32 protein-coding genes are annotated in these 20,564 nt (G+C 60.0%); 1 reads left to right on the top strand and 31 read right to left on the bottom strand.

Translation table 11 applies throughout. From position 1 onward, the window contains the following. Positions 1-495 carry a single-stranded DNA-binding protein gene (locus NAV27_RS05170; protein WP_008570591.1) on the bottom strand — a complete coding sequence of 165 codons (495 nt, stop codon included), beginning with the start codon at positions 493-495 and terminating at the stop codon, positions 1-3. A gap of 175 nt (positions 496-670) precedes the next feature. Beyond that, positions 671-2,038 carry an MFS transporter gene (locus NAV27_RS05165; RefSeq protein WP_102827724.1) on the bottom strand — a complete coding sequence of 456 codons (1,368 nt, stop codon included), beginning with the start codon at positions 2,036-2,038 and terminating at the stop codon, positions 671-673. A 130-nt stretch (positions 2,039-2,168) separates the two neighbouring features. Here NAV27_RS05165 and uvrA point away from each other — a divergent pair, with 130 nt between their 5' ends. Then, positions 2,169-5,012 (top strand): excinuclease ABC subunit UvrA, encoded by a 2,844-nt coding sequence (gene uvrA, locus NAV27_RS05160; RefSeq protein ID WP_102827725.1) that lies wholly within the window; start codon positions 2,169-2,171, stop codon positions 5,010-5,012. A 61-nt stretch (positions 5,013-5,073) separates the two neighbouring features. Here uvrA and NAV27_RS05155 read toward each other — a convergent pair whose 3' ends face one another. From NAV27_RS05155 to rpsJ, 29 genes are all read right to left on the bottom strand, one after another. Beyond that, complete coding sequence (locus NAV27_RS05155; protein WP_102827726.1) at positions 5,074-6,534, bottom strand: catalase; 1,461 nt, start codon at positions 6,532-6,534, stop codon at positions 5,074-5,076. A 182-nt stretch (positions 6,535-6,716) separates the two neighbouring features. Next, the gene (rplQ, locus tag NAV27_RS05150) at positions 6,717-7,103 is read right to left on the bottom strand and encodes a 50S ribosomal protein L17 (protein WP_003289185.1); all 387 of its coding nucleotides are present in this window, start codon (positions 7,101-7,103) and stop codon (positions 6,717-6,719) included. Between the two features lie 45 nt (positions 7,104-7,148). Next, on the bottom strand, positions 7,149-8,150 hold the full coding sequence (locus NAV27_RS05145; RefSeq protein ID WP_003289187.1) for a DNA-directed RNA polymerase subunit alpha: 1,002 nt from the start codon (positions 8,148-8,150) through the stop codon (positions 7,149-7,151). Between the two features lie 22 nt (positions 8,151-8,172). Next, entirely contained in the window at positions 8,173-8,793 is a 621-nt protein-coding gene (gene rpsD, locus NAV27_RS05140; RefSeq protein ID WP_003289188.1) for a 30S ribosomal protein S4, read from the bottom strand. 17 nt (positions 8,794-8,810) lie between these two features. Beyond that, positions 8,811-9,200, bottom strand: coding sequence for a 30S ribosomal protein S11 (gene rpsK / locus NAV27_RS05135; RefSeq protein ID WP_003281811.1), 390 nt, complete (start codon positions 9,198-9,200; stop codon positions 8,811-8,813). An 18-nt stretch (positions 9,201-9,218) separates the two neighbouring features. After that, positions 9,219-9,575 (bottom strand): 30S ribosomal protein S13, encoded by a 357-nt coding sequence (gene rpsM / locus NAV27_RS05130; protein ID WP_003289190.1) that lies wholly within the window; start codon positions 9,573-9,575, stop codon positions 9,219-9,221. A gap of 130 nt (positions 9,576-9,705) precedes the next feature. Next, a complete protein-coding gene (rpmJ, locus tag NAV27_RS05125; RefSeq protein WP_008570596.1) occupies positions 9,706-9,822 on the bottom strand; it encodes a 50S ribosomal protein L36 in 117 nt (38 codons plus the stop codon). A gap of 29 nt (positions 9,823-9,851) precedes the next feature. Further along, positions 9,852-11,180 (bottom strand): preprotein translocase subunit SecY, encoded by a 1,329-nt coding sequence (gene secY, locus NAV27_RS05120; protein WP_077682532.1) that lies wholly within the window; start codon positions 11,178-11,180, stop codon positions 9,852-9,854. After that, positions 11,181-11,615: a 50S ribosomal protein L15 gene (rplO, locus tag NAV27_RS05115; protein WP_008570598.1), complete on the bottom strand. Its 435-nt coding sequence runs from the start codon at positions 11,613-11,615 to the stop codon at positions 11,181-11,183. Positions 11,616-11,618: 3 nt separating this feature from the next. After that, a complete protein-coding gene (rpmD, locus tag NAV27_RS05110) occupies positions 11,619-11,801 on the bottom strand; it encodes a 50S ribosomal protein L30 (RefSeq protein ID WP_003289195.1) in 183 nt (60 codons plus the stop codon). A 2-nt stretch (positions 11,802-11,803) separates the two neighbouring features. After that, positions 11,804-12,304 (bottom strand): 30S ribosomal protein S5, encoded by a 501-nt coding sequence (gene rpsE, locus NAV27_RS05105; RefSeq protein ID WP_003289196.1) that lies wholly within the window; start codon positions 12,302-12,304, stop codon positions 11,804-11,806. 3 nt (positions 12,305-12,307) lie between these two features. Continuing rightward, positions 12,308-12,658, bottom strand: coding sequence for a 50S ribosomal protein L18 (gene rplR, locus NAV27_RS05100; RefSeq protein WP_003289198.1), 351 nt, complete (start codon positions 12,656-12,658; stop codon positions 12,308-12,310). Between the two features lie 10 nt (positions 12,659-12,668). Beyond that, on the bottom strand, positions 12,669-13,202 hold the full coding sequence (gene rplF / locus NAV27_RS05095) for a 50S ribosomal protein L6 (RefSeq protein ID WP_003289201.1): 534 nt from the start codon (positions 13,200-13,202) through the stop codon (positions 12,669-12,671). Positions 13,203-13,214: 12 nt separating this feature from the next. Further along, positions 13,215-13,607, bottom strand: a complete 393-nt coding sequence (gene rpsH, locus NAV27_RS05090) for a 30S ribosomal protein S8 (protein ID WP_003289202.1) — start codon at positions 13,605-13,607, stop codon at positions 13,215-13,217. A gap of 184 nt (positions 13,608-13,791) precedes the next feature. After that, positions 13,792-14,097, bottom strand: a complete 306-nt coding sequence (gene rpsN, locus NAV27_RS05085; RefSeq protein ID WP_043298100.1) for a 30S ribosomal protein S14 — start codon at positions 14,095-14,097, stop codon at positions 13,792-13,794. 12 nt (positions 14,098-14,109) lie between these two features. Then, on the bottom strand, positions 14,110-14,649 hold the full coding sequence (gene rplE, locus NAV27_RS05080) for a 50S ribosomal protein L5 (protein ID WP_003289205.1): 540 nt from the start codon (positions 14,647-14,649) through the stop codon (positions 14,110-14,112). Between the two features lie 19 nt (positions 14,650-14,668). Continuing rightward, entirely contained in the window at positions 14,669-14,983 is a 315-nt protein-coding gene (gene rplX, locus NAV27_RS05075; protein WP_003289206.1) for a 50S ribosomal protein L24, read from the bottom strand. A gap of 11 nt (positions 14,984-14,994) precedes the next feature. Beyond that, positions 14,995-15,363, bottom strand: a complete 369-nt coding sequence (gene rplN / locus NAV27_RS05070) for a 50S ribosomal protein L14 (protein ID WP_003289207.1) — start codon at positions 15,361-15,363, stop codon at positions 14,995-14,997. A gap of 23 nt (positions 15,364-15,386) precedes the next feature. Next, positions 15,387-15,653, bottom strand: coding sequence for a 30S ribosomal protein S17 (gene rpsQ, locus NAV27_RS05065; protein WP_008570602.1), 267 nt, complete (start codon positions 15,651-15,653; stop codon positions 15,387-15,389). A 2-nt stretch (positions 15,654-15,655) separates the two neighbouring features. Further along, the gene (rpmC, locus tag NAV27_RS05060) at positions 15,656-15,847 is read right to left on the bottom strand and encodes a 50S ribosomal protein L29 (protein ID WP_003289209.1); all 192 of its coding nucleotides are present in this window, start codon (positions 15,845-15,847) and stop codon (positions 15,656-15,658) included. Then, positions 15,847-16,260, bottom strand: coding sequence for a 50S ribosomal protein L16 (gene rplP / locus NAV27_RS05055; protein WP_003281836.1), 414 nt, complete (start codon positions 16,258-16,260; stop codon positions 15,847-15,849). The genes rpmC and rplP overlap by 1 nt, the downstream gene beginning before the upstream one ends. Before the next feature lie 12 nt (positions 16,261-16,272). Then, positions 16,273-16,959, bottom strand: a complete 687-nt coding sequence (gene rpsC / locus NAV27_RS05050; RefSeq protein WP_003289210.1) for a 30S ribosomal protein S3 — start codon at positions 16,957-16,959, stop codon at positions 16,273-16,275. 13 nt (positions 16,960-16,972) lie between these two features. After that, complete coding sequence (gene rplV / locus NAV27_RS05045; RefSeq protein ID WP_003103908.1) at positions 16,973-17,305, bottom strand: 50S ribosomal protein L22; 333 nt, start codon at positions 17,303-17,305, stop codon at positions 16,973-16,975. 11 nt (positions 17,306-17,316) lie between these two features. Further along, entirely contained in the window at positions 17,317-17,592 is a 276-nt protein-coding gene (rpsS, locus tag NAV27_RS05040; protein WP_003243896.1) for a 30S ribosomal protein S19, read from the bottom strand. 16 nt (positions 17,593-17,608) lie between these two features. Beyond that, positions 17,609-18,430, bottom strand: coding sequence for a 50S ribosomal protein L2 (gene rplB / locus NAV27_RS05035; RefSeq protein WP_003289211.1), 822 nt, complete (start codon positions 18,428-18,430; stop codon positions 17,609-17,611). Between the two features lie 14 nt (positions 18,431-18,444). After that, complete coding sequence (gene rplW, locus NAV27_RS05030) at positions 18,445-18,744, bottom strand: 50S ribosomal protein L23 (protein ID WP_003289212.1); 300 nt, start codon at positions 18,742-18,744, stop codon at positions 18,445-18,447. Then, entirely contained in the window at positions 18,741-19,343 is a 603-nt protein-coding gene (rplD, locus tag NAV27_RS05025; RefSeq protein ID WP_003289213.1) for a 50S ribosomal protein L4, read from the bottom strand. The genes rplW and rplD overlap by 4 nt, the downstream gene beginning before the upstream one ends. A 12-nt stretch (positions 19,344-19,355) precedes the next feature. Beyond that, a complete protein-coding gene (gene rplC, locus NAV27_RS05020; protein WP_102827727.1) occupies positions 19,356-19,991 on the bottom strand; it encodes a 50S ribosomal protein L3 in 636 nt (211 codons plus the stop codon). 82 nt (positions 19,992-20,073) lie between these two features. Further along, positions 20,074-20,385, bottom strand: coding sequence for a 30S ribosomal protein S10 (gene rpsJ / locus NAV27_RS05015; RefSeq protein ID WP_003186070.1), 312 nt, complete (start codon positions 20,383-20,385; stop codon positions 20,074-20,076). Between the last annotated feature and the right edge of the window lie 179 nt (positions 20,386-20,564).

Genomic DNA, 20,564 nt, shown 5'->3' with positions numbered 1-20,564 from the left:
CTAGAACGGGATATCGTCGTCGAAGCTGTCGTAGTCCGGTGCCGGCTGTTGCGCCGCCGGACGTTGCTGCGGCTGAGCCTGGGCGCGTGGCGCCTGCTGCTGCGGCTCACGCTGCGGGCGCGGCTGACGCGGCGCGTCGTCGGAGCTACCGCCACGACCGCCAAGCAGCTGCATGCTGCCGTTCATGTCGACCACAACCTCGGTGGTGTAGCGCTTGACGCCATCCTTTTCCCACTCGCGGGTCTGCAGGCGGCCCTCGATGTAGCATTGCGAGCCCTTACGCAGGTACTCGCCGGCAATCTCGGCGACCTTGCCGAACAGCACGACGCGATGCCACTCGGTACGCTCCTGCAGCTGACCGGTCTGCTTGTCCTTCCAGCTGTCGGTGGTGGCCAGGGTAATGTTGGTTACCGCATTGCCGTTGGGCAGGTAGCGGGTTTCCGGATCACCGCCGACATTGCCGATCAAGATGACTTTATTCACCCCTCTGGCCATGGGTAACTCCTTTCTGGAACGTTGATTTGATGGGCGCGCTGTAAACGCTCCTGCCGCGAGGAGCAGGCCAATGACCGCGAATCTTACCTTACCGCCCCTAGGGGGCCAACCGGCGCGAGCGGCTCGAGCCGCTGCGCCGGTAAAAAGCACGGCTACCGCACAGGCTGTCGGCTGGCTATGCGAGCAGCCGGTCGAGCGCCGCCCGATCCAGAAGCTGCGTATCCACCTTGACGTACGCGGCAGCCTCGTCGGCGACGATCAGCGCATCGGTCACGCCCGGTACGCCGAGCAGACGGGCGGCCAGTTCGCTATCGGCCAGCGCGCGAGCCGACAGCGGCAGACGCAGGCTAGTGACATAAGGCGGCTCGCGCATGCCGAAGGCTACCCACAACCACAGCGCACAGAGCACGGCACAGCCGATGAACACCATCGCCAGGCCGCCGTGCTGATACAGCCAGCCACCAACGATCCCGCCGACGCCGGCACCGAGGAACTGACTGGTCGAGTACACCCCCATCGCGGTGCCCTTACCACCCGCCGGTGCGACCTTGCTGATCAGCGATGGCAGCGACGCTTCCAGCAGGTTGAACGCGGTGAAGAACGCCACCATGCCGATCACCAGCAGCCACAGCCCGCTGCCGAACAGCCAGAAGTACAACTCGCAGGCCAGCAACGCGCTCACCGCGCCGAGCAATACGCGGCGCATCTGACGCTTCTTTTCGCCATAGATGATGAACGGAATCATGCCGACGAAGCCGACCAGCAACGCGGTGAGGTAGACCCACCAGTGCTCGTCCTTGGGCAGCGCGCCCTGCTCCACCAGCGCCAACGGCAAGGCAACGAAGCTGGCCATGAGGATCGCGTGCAGGACCAGAATGCCGAAGTCCAGGCGCAGCAGTTCGGCATGACGCAGCGTCAGGCCGAGCGCCTGGCGAGCCACACCGGATTCGCGGTGCCGCAGATGCCCCTGCGCACGCGGCAGGGTGGCGATGATCAGCGCACCGAGCAATGCCATGCCGGCGGTGACCCAGAACAACCCGGAAAGCCCGAAGGCCCGCGTCAGCAGCGGGCCGACCACCATCGCCACGGCGAACGACAAGCCGATGCTCATGCCGATCATCGCCATGGCCTTGGTGCGGTGCTGCTCGCGGGTCAGGTCCGACAGCAGCGCCATCACCGCGGCGGAGATCGCCCCGGCGCCCTGCAATATGCGTCCGGCAATCACGCCGCCGATGGAGTCGGCGGTCGCCGCCAGTGCCGCGCCGGCTGCAAACAGCACCAGCCCGACATAGATCACCGGCAATCGGCCGAAGCGATCGGACAGCATGCCGAAGGGAATTTGCAGCACCGCCTGGGTCAAACCATAGGCACCGATGGCCAGCCCGATCAGCGCCGGGGTCGCGCCTTCCAGGTCCATGCCGTAGGTCGCGAGCACCGGCAGCACCATGAACATGCCGAGCATACGAAACGCGAAAACCAGGGACAGTCCGGTTGCAGCACGGGTTTCGCTGGCGCTCATGCGCTCGCTGTAGGGATCCTGCATGAAGGGTCTCGCTTGAATGAACCGGGCGGCGATTCTAGCAGCCATCTTCTTGCCGGGCACGGGCGCGCGCTGTTGCCGCAATCCGGCCGGCCTTATACTTCCGTGTTTCCGCCCGCCACGCGAGGCTGCTTTGGACAAGATTCTGATTCGTGGGGCCCGCACCCACAACCTGAAGAACATCGACCTCACATTGCCGCGCGACAAGCTGATCGTGATCACCGGCCTGTCCGGCTCCGGCAAATCCTCATTGGCCTTCGATACGCTTTATGCCGAAGGCCAGCGCCGCTACGTCGAGTCGCTCTCGGCCTATGCCCGGCAGTTCCTGTCGATGATGGAGAAGCCCGACGTCGACACTATCGAAGGCCTGTCGCCGGCGATCTCCATCGAGCAGAAGTCCACGTCGCACAACCCACGCTCGACTGTCGGCACCATCACCGAAATCTACGACTACCTGCGCCTGCTGTATGCACGGGTCGGTACGCCGCGGTGTCCCGATCATGACACCCCGCTGGAGGCGCAGACCGTCAGCCAGATGGTCGATCAGGTGCTGGCACAGCCCGAAGGGCGCAAGCTGATGCTGCTGGCTCCGGTGATCCGCGAGCGCAAGGGCGAGCACCTGGCAGTGTTCGACGAACTGCGCGCTCAGGGCTTCGTGCGCGCTCGGGTCAACGGGCGGCTGTACGAACTGGATGAGTTGCCGAAGCTGGACAAGCAGAAGAAGCACACCATCGAGGTGGTAGTCGACCGCTTCAAGGTACGCGCCGATCTGCAACAGCGCCTCGCCGAATCCTTCGAGACGGCCCTGAAGCTGGCCGACGGCATCGCGCTGATCGCCTCGATGGAAGAAGACGGCGCCGAGGATCTGATCTTTTCCGCGCGCTTCGCCTGCCCGATCTGCGGTCACTCGATCAGCGAACTCGAGCCCAAGCTGTTCTCCTTCAACAATCCGGCCGGCGCCTGCCCGACCTGCGACGGCCTGGGTGTTAAACAGTTCTTCGATGCCAAGCGGCTGGTCAACGGCGAGCTAACCCTGGCCGAAGGCGCCATCCGCGGCTGGGACCGCCGCAACGTCTACTACTTCCAGATGCTCGGTTCGCTGGCCGCCCACTACGGTTTCAGCCTCGACGAGCCCTTCGCCGCCCTGCCGGCCGACCAGCAGAAGGTGATCCTGTACGGCAGCGGCAGGCAGAACGTGGAGTTCCGCTACCTCAACGACCGCGGCGACATCGTCACGCGCTCGCACCCATTCGAGGGCATCATCCCCAACCTCGAGCGGCGCTACCGCGAGACCGAATCCAACTCCGTGCGTGAGGAGCTGGCCAAGTACCTGAGCACCCAGCACTGCCCCGAGTGCCTTGGCACCCGCCTGCGGCGCGAGGCTCGCCATGTGTGGGTCGGCGACAAGACCCTGCCGGCCGTCACCGGGCTGCCGATCGGCGACGCCGCCGACTACTTCGGTATCCTGTCGTTGCCCGGCCGGCGCGGCGAGATCGCCGACAAGATCCTCAAGGAGATTCGCGAACGCCTGCAGTTCCTGGTCAACGTCGGCCTCGACTACCTGACCCTGGACCGCAGCGCCGACACTCTTTCCGGCGGCGAGGCGCAGCGTATCCGCCTGGCCAGCCAGATCGGCGCGGGCCTGGTCGGGGTGATGTATATCCTCGACGAACCGTCGATCGGCCTGCACCAGCGCGACAATGAACGCCTGCTCGGCACCCTCCGCCACCTGCGCGATATCGGCAACACGGTGATTGTGGTGGAGCACGACGAGGATGCCATCCGCCTCGCCGACTATGTGGTGGACATCGGCCCTGGCGCCGGCGTGCATGGCGGGCGCATCGTCGCCGAAGGCACGCCGGACGAGGTCATGGCGCATCCCGATTCGCTGACCGGCAAGTACCTTTCCGGTCGCGTACAGATCGAGTACCCGGCGCAACGCACCCCGCGCGATCCGCAGAAGCTGCTCAAACTCAAAGGCGCACGCGGCAACAATCTGCGCAACGTCGATCTGGAGATCCCGGTCGGTCTGCTGACCTGCATCACCGGGGTATCCGGCTCGGGCAAGTCGACGCTGATCAACAACACGCTGTTCCCGATCACCGCTACCGCCCTCAACGGTGCCACCACGCTGGAAGTGGCGCCCCACGACAGCTTCGACGGCCTGCAGCATCTGGACAAGGTCGTGGATATCGACCAGAGCCCGATCGGCCGCACACCGCGCTCCAACCCAGCGACCTACACCGGATTGTTCACACCGATCCGCGAGCTGTTCGCCGGCGTGCCGGAAGCCCGCTCGCGCGGTTACGGTCCGGGGCGTTTCTCGTTCAACGTCAAGGGCGGGCGCTGCGAGGCCTGCCAGGGCGACGGCGTGATCAAGGTGGAGATGCACTTCCTGCCGGACATCTACGTGCCCTGCGACGTCTGCAAGGGCAAGCGCTACAACCGCGAAACTCTGGAAGTGAAGTACAAGGGCAAGAGCATCACCGAGGTGCTCGACATGACCATCGAGGAGGCGCGGGAATTCTTCGATCCGGTGCCAGCGGTGGCGCGCAAGCTGCAGACGCTGATCGATGTCGGTCTGTCGTACATCAAGCTCGGCCAGAGCGCGACCACGTTGTCCGGCGGCGAGGCGCAGCGGGTCAAGCTGTCACGCGAGCTGTCCAAGCGCGATACCGGTAAGACCCTCTATATTCTCGACGAGCCGACCACCGGCCTGCATTTCGCCGACATCCAGCAGCTGCTCGATGTGCTGCACCGTCTGCGCGATCATGGCAATACCGTGGTCGTCATCGAGCACAACCTGGACGTGATCAAGACTGCGGACTGGCTGGTCGACCTCGGCCCCGAAGGCGGCTCCAAGGGCGGACAGATCATCGCCAGCGGCACACCGGAGGATGTCGCGGCGACGGCGCAGTCGCATACCGGACACTTCCTCAAACCGCTGCTGGAGCGCGATCGGGCACGCACCCGATAACGCCGCTCCGCGCATAAAAAAGCCCGCAGCACGCTGCGGGCTTTTTTTGTTCACCATCGTCTCAGGCCAGCGCCTCCGCCAGCGGCAGGTCGACCGCCTTGGCGATACCCGCACCATAAGCCGGATCGGCCAGGTAGCAATGCTTGATGTGGCGCAGCTTGATGTGCCGCTCCACGCCCTGCATCGCCCGAGCGGTGTTCTCGAACAGGCGCTGCTGCTCGTCGGCCTTCATCAGCCGGAACAGATCGCCCGGCTGCGTAAAGTAATCGGCGTCGTCCGCCCGGTAGTCGTAGCGATCGGCAGCACCGTCGAGCATAAGTGGCGGCTCGCTGAAGTCCGGTTGCTGCTGCCATTCGCCATAGGTGTTGGGCTCGTAATGCAGCCGGCCACCGTGGTTGCCATCCACTCGCATCGCGCCATCGCGATGATAGCTATGCACCGCGCAGCGCGGCGCATTGACCGGGATCTGGTGATGGTTGACGCCCAGTCGGTAACGCTGCGCATCACCGTAGGAGAACAGGCGGCCCTGCAGCATGCGATCCGGCGAGAAACCGATGCCGGGCACCACGTTGGCCGGCGTGAATGCTGCCTGCTCGACGTCCTGGAAATAGTTGTCCGGATTGCGGTTGAGCTCGTAGTAGCCCACCTCGATCAACGGATAGTCCTTCTTCGACCAGACCTTAGTCAGGTCGAACGGATGGAACCGATAAGACGCCGCCTCGGCTTCCGGCATGATCTGCACGTACATGGTCCAGCGTGGGTATTCGCCTCGCTCGATCGCTTCGAACAAATCACGCTGCGAGCTTTCGCGATCTTTGGCGACGATCGCAGCAGCCTCGGCGTCGGTCAGATTCTTGATACCCTGCTGGGTCTTGAAGTGGAACTTTACCCAGTAGCGCTGATTGTCGGCGCTGATGAAACTGTAGGTGTGCGAACCGAAGCCGTGCATGTGCCGGTAGGACGCCGGAATACCGCGGTCACCCATGACGTAGGTGATCTGATGCAGCGCCTCGGGCAGACCCGTCCAGAAGTCCCAGTTATTGTTCGCACTGCGCATATTGGTCCGCGGGTCACGCTTGACCGCATGGTTGAGGTCGGGGAATTTCAGCGGATCACGGAAGAAAAACACCGGGGTGTTGTTGCCGACCATGTCCCAGTTGCCCTGCTCCGTGTAGAACTTCAGCGCGTAACCACGGATGTCCCGCTCGGCATCAGCGGCGCCCCGCTCGCCGGCCACGGTGGAGAACCGGGCGAACAGCGGCGTGCGTTTGCCGATCTCCGAGAAGAGGGCTGCCTTGGTGTAGCGGGTGATGTCATGCGTGACCACGAACTCGCCGAAGGCACCCGAGCCCTTGGCGTGCATTCGCCGCTCGGGAATCACTTCGCGATCGAAGTGAGCGAGCTTCTCCAGGAACCAGACGTCCTGCAGGAGCATTGGCCCACGGCGCCCGGCGGTAAGCGAATTCTGGTTATCCCACACCGGGGCACCGGCAACGGTCGTCAATTTGGGTTTATCGGTCATGGCTGCATCTCCTTGGCGGATTTCAAACGTCCAGAGGCGGTATGGCACCGGCTGGTTGAAATCCATCATAGGGAGCCAGCGAAACCTCGACTAATGATGAAGGTCAACGCGCTCGATAGCGCAAATCTTTCAGGCATAAAAAAACCGAGTCCAAGGACTCGGTTTTCTGAAACGCCGAAGCGTTACTCGGCGGCTTCAACCTCACCGGCAACCGGACGGTCAACCAGTTCGACGTAAGCCATCGGGGCGTTGTCGCCAGCGCGGAAACCGCACTTGAGAATACGCAGATAGCCGCCCTGACGGGTGGCGTAGCGCTTGCCCAGATCGTTGAACAGCTTGCCTACGGCAGCCTTCGAACGAGTGCGGTCGAAAGCAAGGCGACGGTTGGCGACGCTGTCTTCCTTGGCCAGGGTGATCAGCGGCTCAGCAACGCGACGCAGTTCCTTGGCTTTCGGCAGGGTGGTCTTGATCAGTTCGTGCTCGAACAGCGACACCGCCATGTTCTGGAACATGGCCTTGCGGTGGGCGCTGGTGCGGCTCAGGTGACGGCCACTTTTACGATGACGCATGATTGAAATTCCTTACCAAACGTTCAGTTCGGTTACTGGGGACGATCAGGCAGTGGCCTTATCGTCCTTCTTGAGACTTGCCGGCGGCCAGTTGTCCAGGCGCATACCGAGGGACAAACCACGCGAAGCCAGAACGTCCTTGATCTCGGTCAGGGACTTCTTGCCCAGATTCGGCGTTTTCAACAGCTCTACTTCGGTGCGCTGAATCAGGTCACCGATGTAGTAGATGTTCTCCGCCTTCAGGCAGTTGGCCGAACGTACAGTCAGTTCCAGGTCATCAACCGGACGCAACAGGATCGGATCGATCTCGTCTTCCTGCTCGACAACCACTGGCTCGCTGTCGCCCTTCAGGTCGACGAACGCAGCCAGCTGCTGCTGCAGGATGGTCGCTGCACGACGGATCGCCTCTTCGGGATCCAGCGTACCGTTGGTTTCCAGGTCAATGACCAGCTTGTCCAGGTTGGTGCGCTGCTCGACGCGCGCGTTCTCGACCACATAAGCCACGCGACGTACCGGGCTGAAGGTGGCGTCGAGCTGCAGACGACCGATGCTACGGCTTTCGTCTTCATCGCTCTGACGCGCATCAGCCGGCTCGTAACCACGGCCGCGAGCGACCTTGAGCTTCATGTTGATCGAGCCGTTGGCCGCCAGATTGGCGATCAGGTGATCGCCATTGACGATTTCGACATCGTGATCCAGCTGGATATCGGCAGCGGTCACAGCGCCCGCGCCCTTCTTCACCAGGCTCAAGGTCACTTCATCACGGCCGTGCAGCTTGATGGCGATACCTTTGAGGTTGAGCAGGATTTCGATGACATCTTCCTGCACGCCCTCGATGGCGCTGTACTCGTGGAGCACACCGTCGATCTCTGCCTCGACCACAGCGCAGCCGGGCATAGAGGACAACAGGATACGACGCAGCGCGTTGCCCAGGGTGTGGCCAAAACCACGCTCGAGCGGCTCGAGCGTAATCTTGGCACGGGTCGGACTGACCACCTGCACATCGATGTGGCGGGGGGTCAGGAACTCATTTACCGAACTCTGCATGGATACACCTATTTTCTAGCCCTTACTTGGAGTAGAGCTCGACAATCAGGTTTTCGTTGATGTCGGCGGACAGATCGCTGCGAGCCGGAACACTCTTGAAAATACCGGATTTCTTGTCGGCATCTACCTCGACCCATTCAACGCGACCGCGCTGAGCGCACAGTTCGAGGGCTTGGGCGATACGCAGCTGGTTACGGCACTTCTCGCGAACGGCAACTACATCACCGGCCTTCACTTGATAGGACGGAATGTTCACGGTCTGACCATTGACGCTGATCGACTTGTGCGAAACCAGTTGACGCGATTCGGCACGAGTAGAGCCGAAGCCCATGCGATACACGACGTTGTCCAGGCGGCACTCGAGCAGCTGCAGCAGATTCTCGCCGGTAGCGCCCTTACGGCTGGCTGCTTCCTTGTAGTAACCGCTGAACTGACGCTCCAGCACACCGTAGATACGACGAACCTTCTGCTTCTCGCGCAGCTGAGTACCGTAGTCGGAAAGACGACCACGACGCTGACCATGAACGCCAGGCGGAGTTTCGATGTTGCACTTGGATTCGAGCGCGCGCGCACCACTCTTCAGGAAGAGATCGGTGCCTTCACGACGAGACAGTTTGCACTTGGGACCAATATAACGAGCCATTCTTCACTGTCTCCTGATTACACGCGGCGCTTCTTCGGCGGACGGCACCCGTTGTGCGGGATCGGCGTCACGTCGGTGATGCTGGCGATTTTATAGCCACATGCGTTCAAAGCACGCACGGCGGACTCGCGACCCGGACCTGGGCCCTTGACGTTGACGTCGAGGTTCTTCAGACCGTACTCCAGGGCAGCCTGACCAGCACGCTCGGCAGCGATCTGGGCAGCGAACGGAGTGCTCTTGCGTGAGCCGCGGAAACCGGAACCACCCGAAGTAGCCCAAGACAAAGCGTTGCCCTGGCGGTCGGTGATGGTCACGATGGTGTTGTTAAAAGACGCGTGGATGTGGGCGATGCCATCAACCACTGTCTTTTTGACTTTCTTACGAGGACGAGCAGCAGGTTTTGCCATGACTAAATTCCTACGCGATTACTTGCGGATCGGCTTACGCGGGCCCTTACGGGTACGCGCGTTGGTCTTGGTACGCTGACCGCGAACCGGCAGACCACGACGATGACGCAGGCCGCGGTAGCAACCCAGGTCCATCAAGCGCTTGATTTTCATGTTGACTTCGCGACGCAGGTCGCCCTCAACGATGAACTTGCCGACTTCGCCGCGCAGCAGTTCGACCTGCTCGTCGGAGAGATCCTTGATCTTTGCTGCCGGATTCACGCCGGTAGCGGCACAGATTTCCTGTGCACGGGTGCGACCAACACCGTAGATGTAGGTCAGCGAGATAACAGTGTGCTTGTTATCCGGAATGTTGACGCCTGCAATACGGGCCATTCAGTGAAACTCCAATTGACAGCTACCTACGCCCCGGAAGCCAAGAAAAGGGCGCGAGATATTAACGCTGTAAAAACAAATATTCAACCCGGCAGCGCACTAGCTGCCGGGTTATCACGCTTCTACACAATCAGCCTTGGCGCTGCTTGTGACGCGGCTCCGCGCTGCAGATCACGCGCACGACACCGTCGCGACGGATAATCTTGCAGTTGCGGCACAGCCTTTTCACCGATGCACGAACTTTCATCACCAACTCCTCGAACCTTACGAACCACTTCAGCGAAGCATGCCGCTTCCGTAGCTCTTCAGGTTGGCTTTCTTCATCAGGGAATCGTACTGGTGCGACATGAGGTGGGACTGCACCTGGGACATGAAGTCCATGACAACCACCACCACGATCAGCAACGAAGTCCCACCAAGGTAGAACGGAACATTTGCCGCAACCACAAGAAACTGCGGAAGCAAGCAGACCGCCGTCATGTACAGAGCGCCGAACATGGTCAGACGAGTCAGCACACCATCGATATAGCGCGCCGACTGCTCACCAGGCCGAATCCCCGGGATAAACGCACCGGACTTCTTCAGATTCTCGGCAACGTCCTTGGGATTGAACATCAAGGCCGTGTAGAAGAAGCAGAAAAAGATGATACCGGCACTGAACAGCAGGATATTCAGAGGTTGACCGGGAGCGATAGCCTGGGACAAATCCGCCAGCCAGCTCATGCTCTCGGACTGGCCGAACCACTGCCCCAGCGAAGCGGGGAACAGCAGAATGCTGCTGGCAAAGATAGCCGGGATGACCCCCGCCATGTTTACCTTCAACGGCAGGTGACTGGTCTGCGCAGCAAACACCTTGCGGCCCTGCTGACGCTTGGCGTAATGAACGGCAATACGCCGCTGACCACGCTCGATGAACACCACGAAACCGATGATTGCAACAGCCAGCAAGCCGACAGCCAGCAACGCGATGATATTGATGTCACCCTGACGCGCCGACTCAAAGGATTGACCGAGAGCACCAGGTAGCCCGGCGACGATACCGGCGAAGATCAGCATGGAGATCCCATTACCAATACCCCGCTCGGTGATCTGCTCGCCAAGCCACATCATGAACATCGCACCTGCCACGAAGGTGGTAACGGCCACGAAGTAAAAGCCGAAGTCGCTGCTGAACGCAACGCCCTGGCCAGCCAACCCCACCGACATGCCGACAGCCTGCACGACAGCCAACACCAGCGTACCGTAACGCGTGTACTGGCTGATCTTGCGGCGCCCGGCCTCGCCCTCTTTCTTCAACTGCTCCAGCTGCGGACTGACCGCGGTCATGAGCTGCATGATGATCGACGCCGAAATGTACGGCATGATCCCCAGCGCAAAGATGCTCATACGCTCCAGCGCGCCGCCGGAAAACATGTTGAACAGACTAAGGATGGTCCCCTCGTTCTGACGAAACAGCTCGGCCAGCCGGTCGGGATTGATCCCAGGCACCGGGATGTGTGCGCCAATCCGGTAGACGACGATCGCCATGAACAGAAAGCGCAGACGAGCCCAGAGTTCGGACAGCCCACCATTACTCAGCGCGGAGAGAGCACCTTGCTTAGCCATTTATTCCTCGAACTTGCCGCCAGCTGCTTCGATAGCCGCACGCGCACCCTTGGTGGCTGCGATGCCCTTGAGAGTGACCGCGCGACCAACCTCACCGGACAGCATGACTTTCACCCGCTGTACGTTCTGGTTGATGATGTTGGCATCCTTAAGGCTCTGTACGGAGACGACATCCCCTTCCACCTTGGCCAGCTCGGACGTACGCACTTCAGCGCGGTCCATGGCCTTCAGGGAAACGAAGCCGAACTTCGGCAGGCGACGATGCAGCGGCTGCTGGCCACCCTCGAAGCCCGGAGCAATCGTACCGCCGGAGCGGGAAGTCTGACCCTTGTGGCCACGACCACCGGTCTTGCCGAGACCGCTGCCGATACCACGGCCCGGGCGAAGCTTCTCGCGACGGGCACCCGGCGCGGAACGCAGATCGTTCAGTTGCATGAATCAACCCTCCACACGGAGAAGGTAATAGGCCTTGTTGATCATGCCGCGATTCTCAGGAGTATCCTGAACTTCGACGGTGTGACCGATACGACGAAGGCCGAGACCCTTGACGCAAGCCTTGTGATTAGCCAGACGGCCATTCACGCTTTTTACCAGCGTGACTTTGACAGTAGCGTTAGCCATGGTTAGAGAATCTCCTCGACGCTCTTGCCCCGCTTGGCAGCAACCGATTCCGGCGACTGCATGGCCTTCAGCCCCTTGAAGGTGGCATGCACCACGTTCACTGGGTTGGTCGAGCCGTAGCACTTAGCCAGAACGTTTTGCACGCCAGCGACTTCCAGGATGGCGCGCATGGCACCACCGGCGATCACACCGGTACCTTCGGACGCAGGCTGCATGTAAACCTTGGAAGCGCCGTGGGCGGCCTTAGTCGGGTACTGCAGCGTGGTGCCGTTCAGATCCACCTGGATCATGTTGCGGCGAGCCGCTTCCATGGCCTTCTGGATGGCTGCCGGCACTTCACGGGACTTGCCACGACCGAAGCCTACACGACCCTTGCCGTCACCCACCACAGTCAGCGCGGTGAAGGTAAAGATGCGGCCGCCCTTTACGGTTTTTGCGACGCGGTTAACTTGAACCAGCTTCTCGATGTAGCCTTCGTCGCGCTTTTGCTCGTTATTTGCCATAACTTAGAACTCCAGCCCGCCTTCACGAGCAGCATCAGCCAGTGCCTTCACACGACCGTGGTACTTGAAGCCAGAACGGTCGAACGCCACCTGAGTGACGCCTGCGGCTTTCGCGCGCTCAGCGACCAGCTGACCGACTTTCTTGGCAGCGTCGACGTTGCCGGTGGCCCCATCGCGCAGTTCTTTGTCCAGAGTCGAGGCGCTGGCCAAGACCTTGCCGCCGTCGGCCGAAAGGACCTGGGCGTAGATGTGCTGGGAAGAGCGGTACACACACAGGCGTACGACCTCCAGCTCGCGCATCTTCAGGCGTGCCTTGCGAGCGCGACGCAGACGAGTTTCTTTCTTTACGCTCATTTGCTATGCCCTACTTCTTCTTAGCTTCTTTGCGACGGACCACTTCATCCGAATAACGCACGCCCTTGCCTTTGTAAGGCTCAGGACGACGGAAATCACGGATTTCAGCGGCCACCTGACCGACCAGCTGCTTGTCAACGCCCTTGATCAGGATGTCGGTCTGGCTGGGGGTTTCAGCGGTGACGCCTTGCGGCAGCTCATACTCCACCGGGTGCGAGAAGCCGAGAGCCAGGGACAGCACTTGGCCTTTGGCTTGCGCCTTGTAACCAACGCCGACCAGCTGGAGCTTGCGCTCGAAGCCTTGGCTGACGCCGATAACCATGTTGTTGACCAGCGCACGAGTGGTACCGGCCATGGCGCGATTCTGCTGATCGCCATTGCGTGCAGCAAAACGCAACTCACCAGCCTCCTGGATTACTTCCACGGACGGGTGCACATTCAGATCGAGAGCGCCCTTAGCGCCCTTCACCGAAAGCTGCTGACCGGCCATCTTTACCTCGACGCCAGCGGGCAGCTTGACGGGGTTCTTAGCAACGCGAGACATGCTTATCCCCCCTTAGAACACAGTGCAAAGCACTTCGCCGCCAACACCGGCAGCGCGAGCAGCACGATCAGTCATCACACCCTTGTTGGTGGAGACGATCGACACACCCAGACCGCCGCGCACTTTCGGCAACTGATCGACGGACTTGTACTGGCGCAGGCCAGGACGACTTACGCGCTTGAGTTCCTCGATGACCGGACGGCCTTCGAAGTACTTCAGCTCGATGGACAGCTGCGGCTTGGCGTCGCTGCTGACCTGGTATCCCGCGATATAGCCTTCGCCCTGAAGAACATTGGCTACAGCCACCTTCAGCGTGGAAGACGGCATGCTTACGACGGACTTTTCGGCCATCTGGGCATTACGGATACGAGTTAGCATGTCCGCTAACGGGTCCTGCATACTCATGGGCTCTTAGCTCCTAATACAAAAAAATAAGCCTTCAACGGCTCGTGTCGCCAACGGCCGAAGCCCTACAAAAAATGCGAGGCTCAGGCGAGCCGGGCATTCTAGAGAGTTGCCAGAAACGAATCAAGCCCCAATCGGGGCTTGATCAGAAAACAAACAGGACCCGAAGGTCCTGAGTGCTTCTTTACCAGCTGGCCTTGACCAGACCCGGCACATCACCGCGCATTGCAGCCTGACGCAGCATGTTGCGCGCCAAACCAAACTTACGGTAGACGCCATGCGGACGACCGGTCAGACGGCAACGGTTGCGCAGGCGCGAGGCGCTAGCATCACGCGGCTGCTTCTGCAGGGCGACCTGGGCTTCCCAACGCTGCTCCGGAGTGGAGTTCGGGCTGACGATGATAGCCTTCAGCGCCGCACGCTTCTGCGCATACTTAGCAACCGTCTGCTGACGCTTCAGCTCGCGGTTCTTCATGCTTTGTTTAGCCATGTCCTACTCCAATCAGTTGCGGAACGGGAAGTTGAAGGCACGCAGCAGTGCGCGACCTTCATCATCCGTCCGGGCAGTGGTGGTCAGGGTGATGTCCAGGCCACGCAGAGCATCGATCTTGTCGTAATCGATTTCCGGGAAGATGATCTGTTCCTTCACGCCCATGCTGTAGTTGCCGCGGCCGTCGAAGGACTTGGCATTCAGGCCGCGGAAGTCACGCACGCGCGGCAGGGAGATGGAAAGCAGACGATCCAGGAATTCGTACATGCGCTCGCGACGCAGAGTCACCTTGACGCCGATCGGCCAGCCCTCACGGACCTTGAAACCAGCAATGGACTTGCGAGCGTGAGTCACGACGACCTTCTGGCCGGTGATCTTCTCCAGATCGGCAACCGCGTTGTCGATGATCTTCTTGTCACCGATCGCTTCGCCAATACCCATGTTGAGGGTGATTTTGGTAATGCGCGGAACTTCCATCACGTTCGCCAGCTGAAGCTCTTCCTTCAGCTTCGGCGCGATTTCTTTCCGGTAAATCTCTTTCAGTCGTGCCATGGTGTTTTACCTATGATTCTCAAGCGCCAACCGGCTTTTGGGTGGACTTGAAGACACGAATTTTTTTGCCGTCTTCGATCTTGAAGCCAACGCGGTCTGCCTTGTTGGTTTCACCATTGAAGATGGCGACGTTGGAGACGTGCAGAGGCGCCTCTTTCTCGACGATACCGCCCTGAACGCCGGACATCGGGTTTGGCTTGGTATGACGCTTGACCAGGTTGACCCCACCAACGAGCACACGGCCGTCAGCGAGAACCTTGAGCACCTTACCGCGCTTGCCCTTGTCTTTGCCGGCAATGACGACGATCTCGTCGTCGCGACGAATCTTTTGCATGCGGCTACTCCTTACAGCACTTCTGGGGCAAGCGAGACGATCTTCATGAACTTCTCGGAACGGAGTTCACGGGTCACTGGCCCAAAGATGCGGGTGCCGATCGGCTCCTGCTTGTTGTTCAGCAGAACAGCAGCATTGCCATCGAAACGGATAATGGAACCGTCGGGACGACGAACGCCGTGACGGGTGCGGACTACAACAGCAGTCATCACCTGGCCTTTCTTGACCTTGCCACGCGGAATCGCTTCCTTGACGGTGACCTTGATAATGTCGCCGATGCCGGCGTAACGGCGGTGAGAACCGCCGAGCACCTTGATACACATGACGCGACGCGCGCCACTGTTATCCGCCACATCGAGCATCGATTGAGTCTGAATCATATAATTTCTCCGACCCTTAGCCCTTAGACTTCGACGGCGCGTTCAACGACGTCAACCAATGTCCAGGTCTTGGTCTTGGCCAGCGGACGAGTCTCGCGGATGGTGACCTTGTCGCCGATACGACACTGGTTAGTTTCGTCGTGAGCGTGCAGCTTGGTCGAACGCTTAACGTATTTGCCGTAGATCGGGTGCTTGACGCGACGCTCGATCAGAACGGTGATGGTTTTGTCCATCTTGTCGCTGACGACGCGGCCAGTCAGCGTGCGGACAGTCTTTTCAACTTCAGCCATGATCACTTACCTGCCTGCTGGTTGAGCACAGTCTTGACGCGAGCGATATCGCGCTTGACTTGCGAGAGCAGGTGAGACTGCCCCAACTGGCCAGTTGCCTTCTGCATGCGCAGATTGAACTGGTCGCGCAGCAGCTCGAGCAGTTGCTCGTTCAGCTGCTGAGCGGATTTTTCACGAAGTTCATTCGCTTTCATCACATCACCGTCCGCTTAACAAAGGAGGTGGCGAGAGGCAGCTTTGCAGCAGCCAAGGCGAAAGCCTCACGCGCCAGCTCTTCGGAAACACCCTCGATCTCGTAGAGCACCTTGCCCGGCTGAATCTGGGCTACCCAGTACTCGACGCTGCCCTTACCTTTACCCATACGAACTTCGAGGGGTTTCTTGGTAACCGGCTTATCGGGGAACACGCGGATCCAGATCTTGCCGCCACGCTTCACGTGACGAGTCAGCGCGCGGCGCGCTGCTTCGATCTGGCGCGCGGTCAGACGACCACGGGAAACAGACTTCAGTGCGAACTCGCCGAAGCTGACCTTGCTACCGCGCTGAGCCAGACCACGGTTGTGGCCGGTCATCTGCTTGCGGAATTTTGTACGCTTGGGTTGCAACATTTGGCGTACCCCTTACTTAGCAGCTTTTTTACGAGGCGCGGGCGCTTGCGGCTTGAGCTCTTCATGGCGGCCACCGATGACCTCACCCTTGAAGATCCATACCTTGACGCCGATCACACCGTAGGTGGTGTGCGCTTCGTAAGTGTTGTAATCGATATCGGCACGCAGGGTGTGCAGCGGCACACGACCTTCGCGATACCACTCGGTACGGGCGATTTCAGCCCCACCCAGACGACCACTGACCTGGATCTTGATGCCCTTGGCACCAATGCGCATGGCGTTCTGTACAGCGCGCTTCATGGCGCGACGGAACATCACGCGACGCTCCAGCTGCTGAGCTACGCTCTGTGCAACCAGCATTGCGTCGAGCTCCGGCTTGCGGATCTCTTCGATATTGATGTGCACGGGCACACCCATTTGCTTGGTCAGGTCCTGACGCAGCTTCTCAACATCCTCACCCTTCTTGCCGATCACGATGCCGGGACGAGCGGTGTGGATGGTGATGCGTGCGGTTTGTGCCGGACGATGAATATCGATACGGCTTACGGACGCGCTTTTTAGTTTGTCCTGGAGGTACTCGCGCACGTTCAGATCTGCAAGCAGATAGTCTGCATACGTACGGCCGTCTGCGTACCAGACGGAGGTGTGCTCCTTGACGATTCCCAGGCGAATGCCAGTGGGATGTACTTTCTGACCCATCTGATCGACTCCGTTACTTGTCCGCAACCTTGACAGTGATATGGCAAGACCGCTTGACGATGCGATCAGCGCGGCCCTTGGCACGCGGCATGATGCGCTTAAGCGAACGCCCCTCGTTGACGAAGACGGTAGAGACCTTCAGGTCATCTACGTCAGCGCCTTCGTTGTGCTCGGCGTTGGCAACGGCCGACTCCAGCACCTTCTTCATGATCTCGGCGGCTTTCTTGCTGCTGAAAGCCAGCAGGTTGAGCGCTTCGCCCACCTTCTTCCCGCGGATCTGGTCGGCGACCAGGCGAGCTTTCTGGGCGGAGATGCGAGCGCCCGACAACTTAGCGGCTACTTCCATTTCCAAACCCCTTAACGCTTGCCTTTTTTGTCGGCAACGTGACCACGATAGGTACGGGTGCCGGCAAATTCGCCCAGTTTGTGGCCGACCATGTCTTCGTTCACGAGGACCGGGACATGCTGGCGACCGTTATGCACAGCGATGGTCAAACCGACCATTTGCGGCAGGATCATCGAACGACGCGACCAGGTTTTCACCGGCTTGCGATCGTTCTTTTCCACCGCCGCCTCGACCTTCTTCAGTAGGTGAAGATCGATAAAAGGACCTTTTTTCAGAGAACGCGGCACTGTCGTATCCCTCTAGTTACTTGCGACGACGGACGATCATGTTATCGGTGCGCTTGTTAGAGCGGGTCTTCGCGCCCTTGGTCGGGAAGCCCCACGGCGACACCGGATGACGACCACCGGAGGTACGACCCTCACCACCACCGTGCGGGTGATCGACCGGGTTCATAGCAACGCCGCGCACGGTCGGACGGATGCCCTTCCAGCGCTTGGCTCCAGCTTTGCCCAGCGAACGCAGGCTGTGCTCGGAGTTCGAGACCTCGCCCAGGGTGGCACGGCACTCGGCCAGCACTTTGCGCATCTCGCCGGAGCGAAGACGCAGGGTCACATAAGCACCCTCGCGCGCCACCAGCTGAGCCGAAGCACCAGCCGAACGTGCAATCTGGGCACCCTTGCCCGGCTTCAGCTCAACACCGTGAACGGTGGAACCCAGCGGAATGTTGCGCAGCGGCAGGCTGTTACCAGCCTTGATCGGCGCATTCACACCCGACAGCAGCTGATCACCAGCACTCACGCCCTTCGGCGCAATGATGTAGCGACGCTCGCCGTCTGCGTACTTCAGCAGCGCGATATGCGCAGTACGGTTCGGATCGTATTCGACGCGCTCGACGATGGCAGGAATGCCATCCTTGTTGCGACGAAAATCGACCAGACGGTAATGCTGCTTGTGACCACCGCCTATGTGGCGAGTGGTGATGCGGCCGTTGTTGTTACGGCCACCGGACTTCGACTTCTTCTCGAGCAGCGGAGCATAGGGAGCGCCTTTGTGGAGCTCCTGACCCACCACCTTGACCACAAAGCGGCGGCCCGCGGAAGTCGGTTTGCATTTAACGATTGCCATGATGCACCCCTTCCTTACTCAGCACTGCCGGAGAAATCGAGATCCTGGCCCGGCTGAAGCGCGATGTACGCCTTCTTCCAGTCGTTGCGCTTGCCCAGACCGCGAGCGGTACGCTTGGTCTTGCCCTGCACATTCAGGGTATTGACGGTAGCGACCTTCACGTTGAACAGGCTTTCGACGGCCTTCTTGATTTCCAGCTTGGTTGCATCGGTAGCAACCTTGAAAACGAATTGGCTCTTGCTGTCAGCCAGCACGGTTGCCTTCTCGGAGACGTGCGGACCAAGCAGGACTTTGAATACGCGTTCCTGGTTCATCCCAGCAGCTCCTCGAATTTCTTCACGGCCGACACGGTGATCAGCACCTTGTCATAGGCGATCAGGCTGACCGGATCCGAACCCTGAACATCGCGCACATCGACGTGCGGCAGGTTGCGCGCAGCCAGGTACAGGTTCTGATCGACAGCTTCGGAAACGATCAGCACATCATTCAGACCCATGCCATTGAGCTTGCTGGCAAGCACTTTGGTCTTCGGCGCGTCGACAGCGAAATCCTCGACAACGACCAGACGGTCGGAACGAACGAGCTCAGCAAGAATGGAGCGCAGAGCCGCGCGGTACATCTTCTTGTTCAGCTTCTGATCGTGGTTTTGCGGACGAGCAGCGAAGGTCACACCACCGCCACGCCAGATCGGACCACGAGTGGTACCGGCGCGCGCGCGACCGGTGCCCTTCTGGCGCCACGGACGCTTGCCACCACCGGACACATCGGAGCGGGTCTTCTGCTGCTTGCTACCCTGACGACCGCCAGCCATGTAGGCGACGACAGCCTGGTGCACCAGCGTCTCGTTGAACTCACCACCAAAGGTGCGATCGGAGACTTCGATGGCCTGTGCGCCATTTACATTCAATTGCATGTGAACTCCCCCTTAACCGCGAGCCTTGGCAGCCGGACGCACAACCACGTCACCGCCGGCGGCACCGGGCACTGCACCCTTGACCAACAGCAGATTACGCTCGGCGTCGACACGCACGATTTCCAGGGACTGCACGGTTACGCGCTCGGCGCCCATGTGCCCGGACATCTTCTTGCCCTTGAATACACGACCTGGAGTCTGGCACTGACCAATAGAGCCCGGAACGCGGTGGGATACGGAGTTACCGTGGGTATTGTCCTGACCACGGAAGTTCCAGCGTTTGATGGTACCGGCAAAGCCTTTACCCTTGGACTGACCGGTGACATCCACCAGTTGACCTGCCTGGAAAATTTCCGCCTTGATCTCGTCACCCGCCTGGTACTCGCCGTCTTCGAGACGGAATTCCAGAACAGTGCGCCCAGCCGCCACGCTCGCCTTCGCGAAGTGACCGGCCTGAGCCTTGGTGACGCGGGACGCGCGACGCTCACCGACAGTGACCTGCACTGCACGATAGCCATCGCTCTCTTCATTCTTGAACTGAGTGACGCGATTCGGCTCGATCTCGATGACCGTAACCGGAATAGAGACACCATCCTCGGTGAAAACGCGGGTCATGCCGCATTTACGACCGACTACACCAATAGTCATTTTGAAACCTCTTGAGTGTACGGGGCTTTCACCCGCTATGGCCGCCCATTTCAGAGCGTTACACGACTAAAACTCTCAGGTTTTAGCCGAGGCTGATCTGCACTTCCACACCAGCCGCAAGATCGAGCTTCATCAGCGCATCGACGGTCTTGTCGGTCGGCTGAACAATGTCCAGCACGCGCTTGTGGGTTCGAATTTCATACTGATCGCGCGCGTCTTTGTTGACGTGCGGAGAAACCAGCACAGTGAACCGCTCTTTGCGGGTTGGCAGCGGAATCGGACCACGCACCTGAGCACCAGTACGTTTCGCGGTTTCCACGATTTCCTGGGTTGATTGATCGATCAGGCGATGGTCAAAAGCCTTCAACCGAATACGGATTTGTTGGTTTTGCATTTTGACCTCAGACTCCAAGTAGCCACCCTACCAGGCGCAATACCCCCGGTAAAAGGAGGCGCAATTGTACGGATGCGTCCATAGGGTGTCAATAAATGATCAATAATAGAAAAAGGCCCCCGAAGAGGCCTTTTTCATCATCGTCACATATTACTCGACGATCTTGGCAACCACGCCGG

Source organism: Stutzerimonas degradans (assembly GCF_024448505.1).
Lineage (GTDB): Bacteria > Pseudomonadota > Gammaproteobacteria > Pseudomonadales > Pseudomonadaceae > Stutzerimonas > Stutzerimonas degradans.
Note: the sequence above shows the minus strand (reverse complement) of the source record. Positions and strands in the feature narration are given on the sequence as shown.

Excerpts from the sequence above, each read along its gene's own strand:
- NAV27_RS05170 (WP_008570591.1), bottom strand. The coding sequence starts at position 495 with ATGGCCAGAGGGGTGAATAAAGTCATCTTGATCGGCAATGTCGGCGGT.
- NAV27_RS05165 (WP_102827724.1), bottom strand. The coding sequence starts at position 2,038 with ATGCAGGATCCCTACAGCGAGCGCATGAGCGCCAGCGAAACCCGTGCT.
- NAV27_RS05155 (WP_102827726.1), bottom strand. The coding sequence starts at position 6,534 with ATGACCGATAAACCCAAATTGACGACCGTTGCCGGTGCCCCGGTGTGG.
- rplQ (WP_003289185.1), bottom strand. The coding sequence starts at position 7,103 with ATGCGTCATCGTAAAAGTGGCCGTCACCTGAGCCGCACCAGCGCCCAC.
- NAV27_RS05145 (WP_003289187.1), bottom strand. The coding sequence starts at position 8,150 with ATGCAGAGTTCGGTAAATGAGTTCCTGACCCCCCGCCACATCGATGTG.
- rpsD (WP_003289188.1), bottom strand. The coding sequence starts at position 8,793 with ATGGCTCGTTATATTGGTCCCAAGTGCAAACTGTCTCGTCGTGAAGGC.
- rpsK (WP_003281811.1), bottom strand. The coding sequence starts at position 9,200 with ATGGCAAAACCTGCTGCTCGTCCTCGTAAGAAAGTCAAAAAGACAGTG.
- rpsM (WP_003289190.1), bottom strand. The coding sequence starts at position 9,575 with ATGGCCCGTATTGCAGGCGTCAACATTCCGGATAACAAGCACACTGTT.
- rpmJ (WP_008570596.1), bottom strand. The coding sequence starts at position 9,822 with ATGAAAGTTCGTGCATCGGTGAAAAGGCTGTGCCGCAACTGCAAGATT.
- secY (WP_077682532.1), bottom strand. The coding sequence starts at position 11,180 with ATGGCTAAGCAAGGTGCTCTCTCCGCGCTGAGTAATGGTGGGCTGTCC.
- rplO (WP_008570598.1), bottom strand. The coding sequence starts at position 11,615 with ATGCAACTGAACGATCTGCGTTCCGCGCCGGGTGCCCGTCGCGAGAAG.
- rpmD (WP_003289195.1), bottom strand. The coding sequence starts at position 11,801 with ATGGCTAACGCTACTGTCAAAGTCACGCTGGTAAAAAGCGTGAATGGC.
- rpsE (WP_003289196.1), bottom strand. The coding sequence starts at position 12,304 with ATGGCAAATAACGAGCAAAAGCGCGACGAAGGCTACATCGAGAAGCTG.
- rplR (WP_003289198.1), bottom strand. The coding sequence starts at position 12,658 with ATGAGCGTAAAGAAAGAAACTCGTCTGCGTCGCGCTCGCAAGGCACGC.
- rplF (WP_003289201.1), bottom strand. The coding sequence starts at position 13,202 with ATGTCTCGCGTTGCTAAGAACCCCGTCAAGCTGCCCGCTGGCGTCGAG.
- rpsH (WP_003289202.1), bottom strand. The coding sequence starts at position 13,607 with ATGAGTATGCAGGACCCGTTAGCGGACATGCTAACTCGTATCCGTAAT.
- rpsN (WP_043298100.1), bottom strand. The coding sequence starts at position 14,097 with ATGGCTAAACAAAGCATGAAGAACCGCGAGCTGAAGCGTCAGCAGACG.
- rplE (WP_003289205.1), bottom strand. The coding sequence starts at position 14,649 with ATGGCACGACTGAAAGAGATTTACCGGAAAGAAATCGCGCCGAAGCTG.
- rplX (WP_003289206.1), bottom strand. The coding sequence starts at position 14,983 with ATGCAAAAGATTCGTCGCGACGACGAGATCGTCGTCATTGCCGGCAAA.
- rplN (WP_003289207.1), bottom strand. The coding sequence starts at position 15,363 with ATGATTCAGACTCAATCGATGCTCGATGTGGCGGATAACAGTGGCGCG.
- rpsQ (WP_008570602.1), bottom strand. The coding sequence starts at position 15,653 with ATGGCTGAAGTTGAAAAGACTGTCCGCACGCTGACTGGCCGCGTCGTC.
- rpmC (WP_003289209.1), bottom strand. The coding sequence starts at position 15,847 with ATGAAAGCGAATGAACTTCGTGAAAAATCCGCTCAGCAGCTGAACGAG.
- rplP (WP_003281836.1), bottom strand. The coding sequence starts at position 16,260 with ATGTTGCAACCCAAGCGTACAAAATTCCGCAAGCAGATGACCGGCCAC.
- rpsC (WP_003289210.1), bottom strand. The coding sequence starts at position 16,959 with ATGGGTCAGAAAGTACATCCCACTGGCATTCGCCTGGGAATCGTCAAG.
- rplV (WP_003103908.1), bottom strand. The coding sequence starts at position 17,305 with ATGGAAGTAGCCGCTAAGTTGTCGGGCGCTCGCATCTCCGCCCAGAAA.
- rplB (WP_003289211.1), bottom strand. The coding sequence starts at position 18,430 with ATGGCAATCGTTAAATGCAAACCGACTTCCGCGGGCCGCCGCTTTGTG.
- rplW (WP_003289212.1), bottom strand. The coding sequence starts at position 18,744 with ATGAACCAGGAACGCGTATTCAAAGTCCTGCTTGGTCCGCACGTCTCC.
- rplD (WP_003289213.1), bottom strand. The coding sequence starts at position 19,343 with ATGCAATTGAATGTAAATGGCGCACAGGCCATCGAAGTCTCCGATCGC.
- rplC (WP_102827727.1), bottom strand. The coding sequence starts at position 19,991 with ATGACTATTGGTGTAGTCGGTCGTAAATGCGGCATGACCCGCGTTTTC.
- rpsJ (WP_003186070.1), bottom strand. The coding sequence starts at position 20,385 with ATGCAAAACCAACAAATCCGTATTCGGTTGAAGGCTTTTGACCATCGC.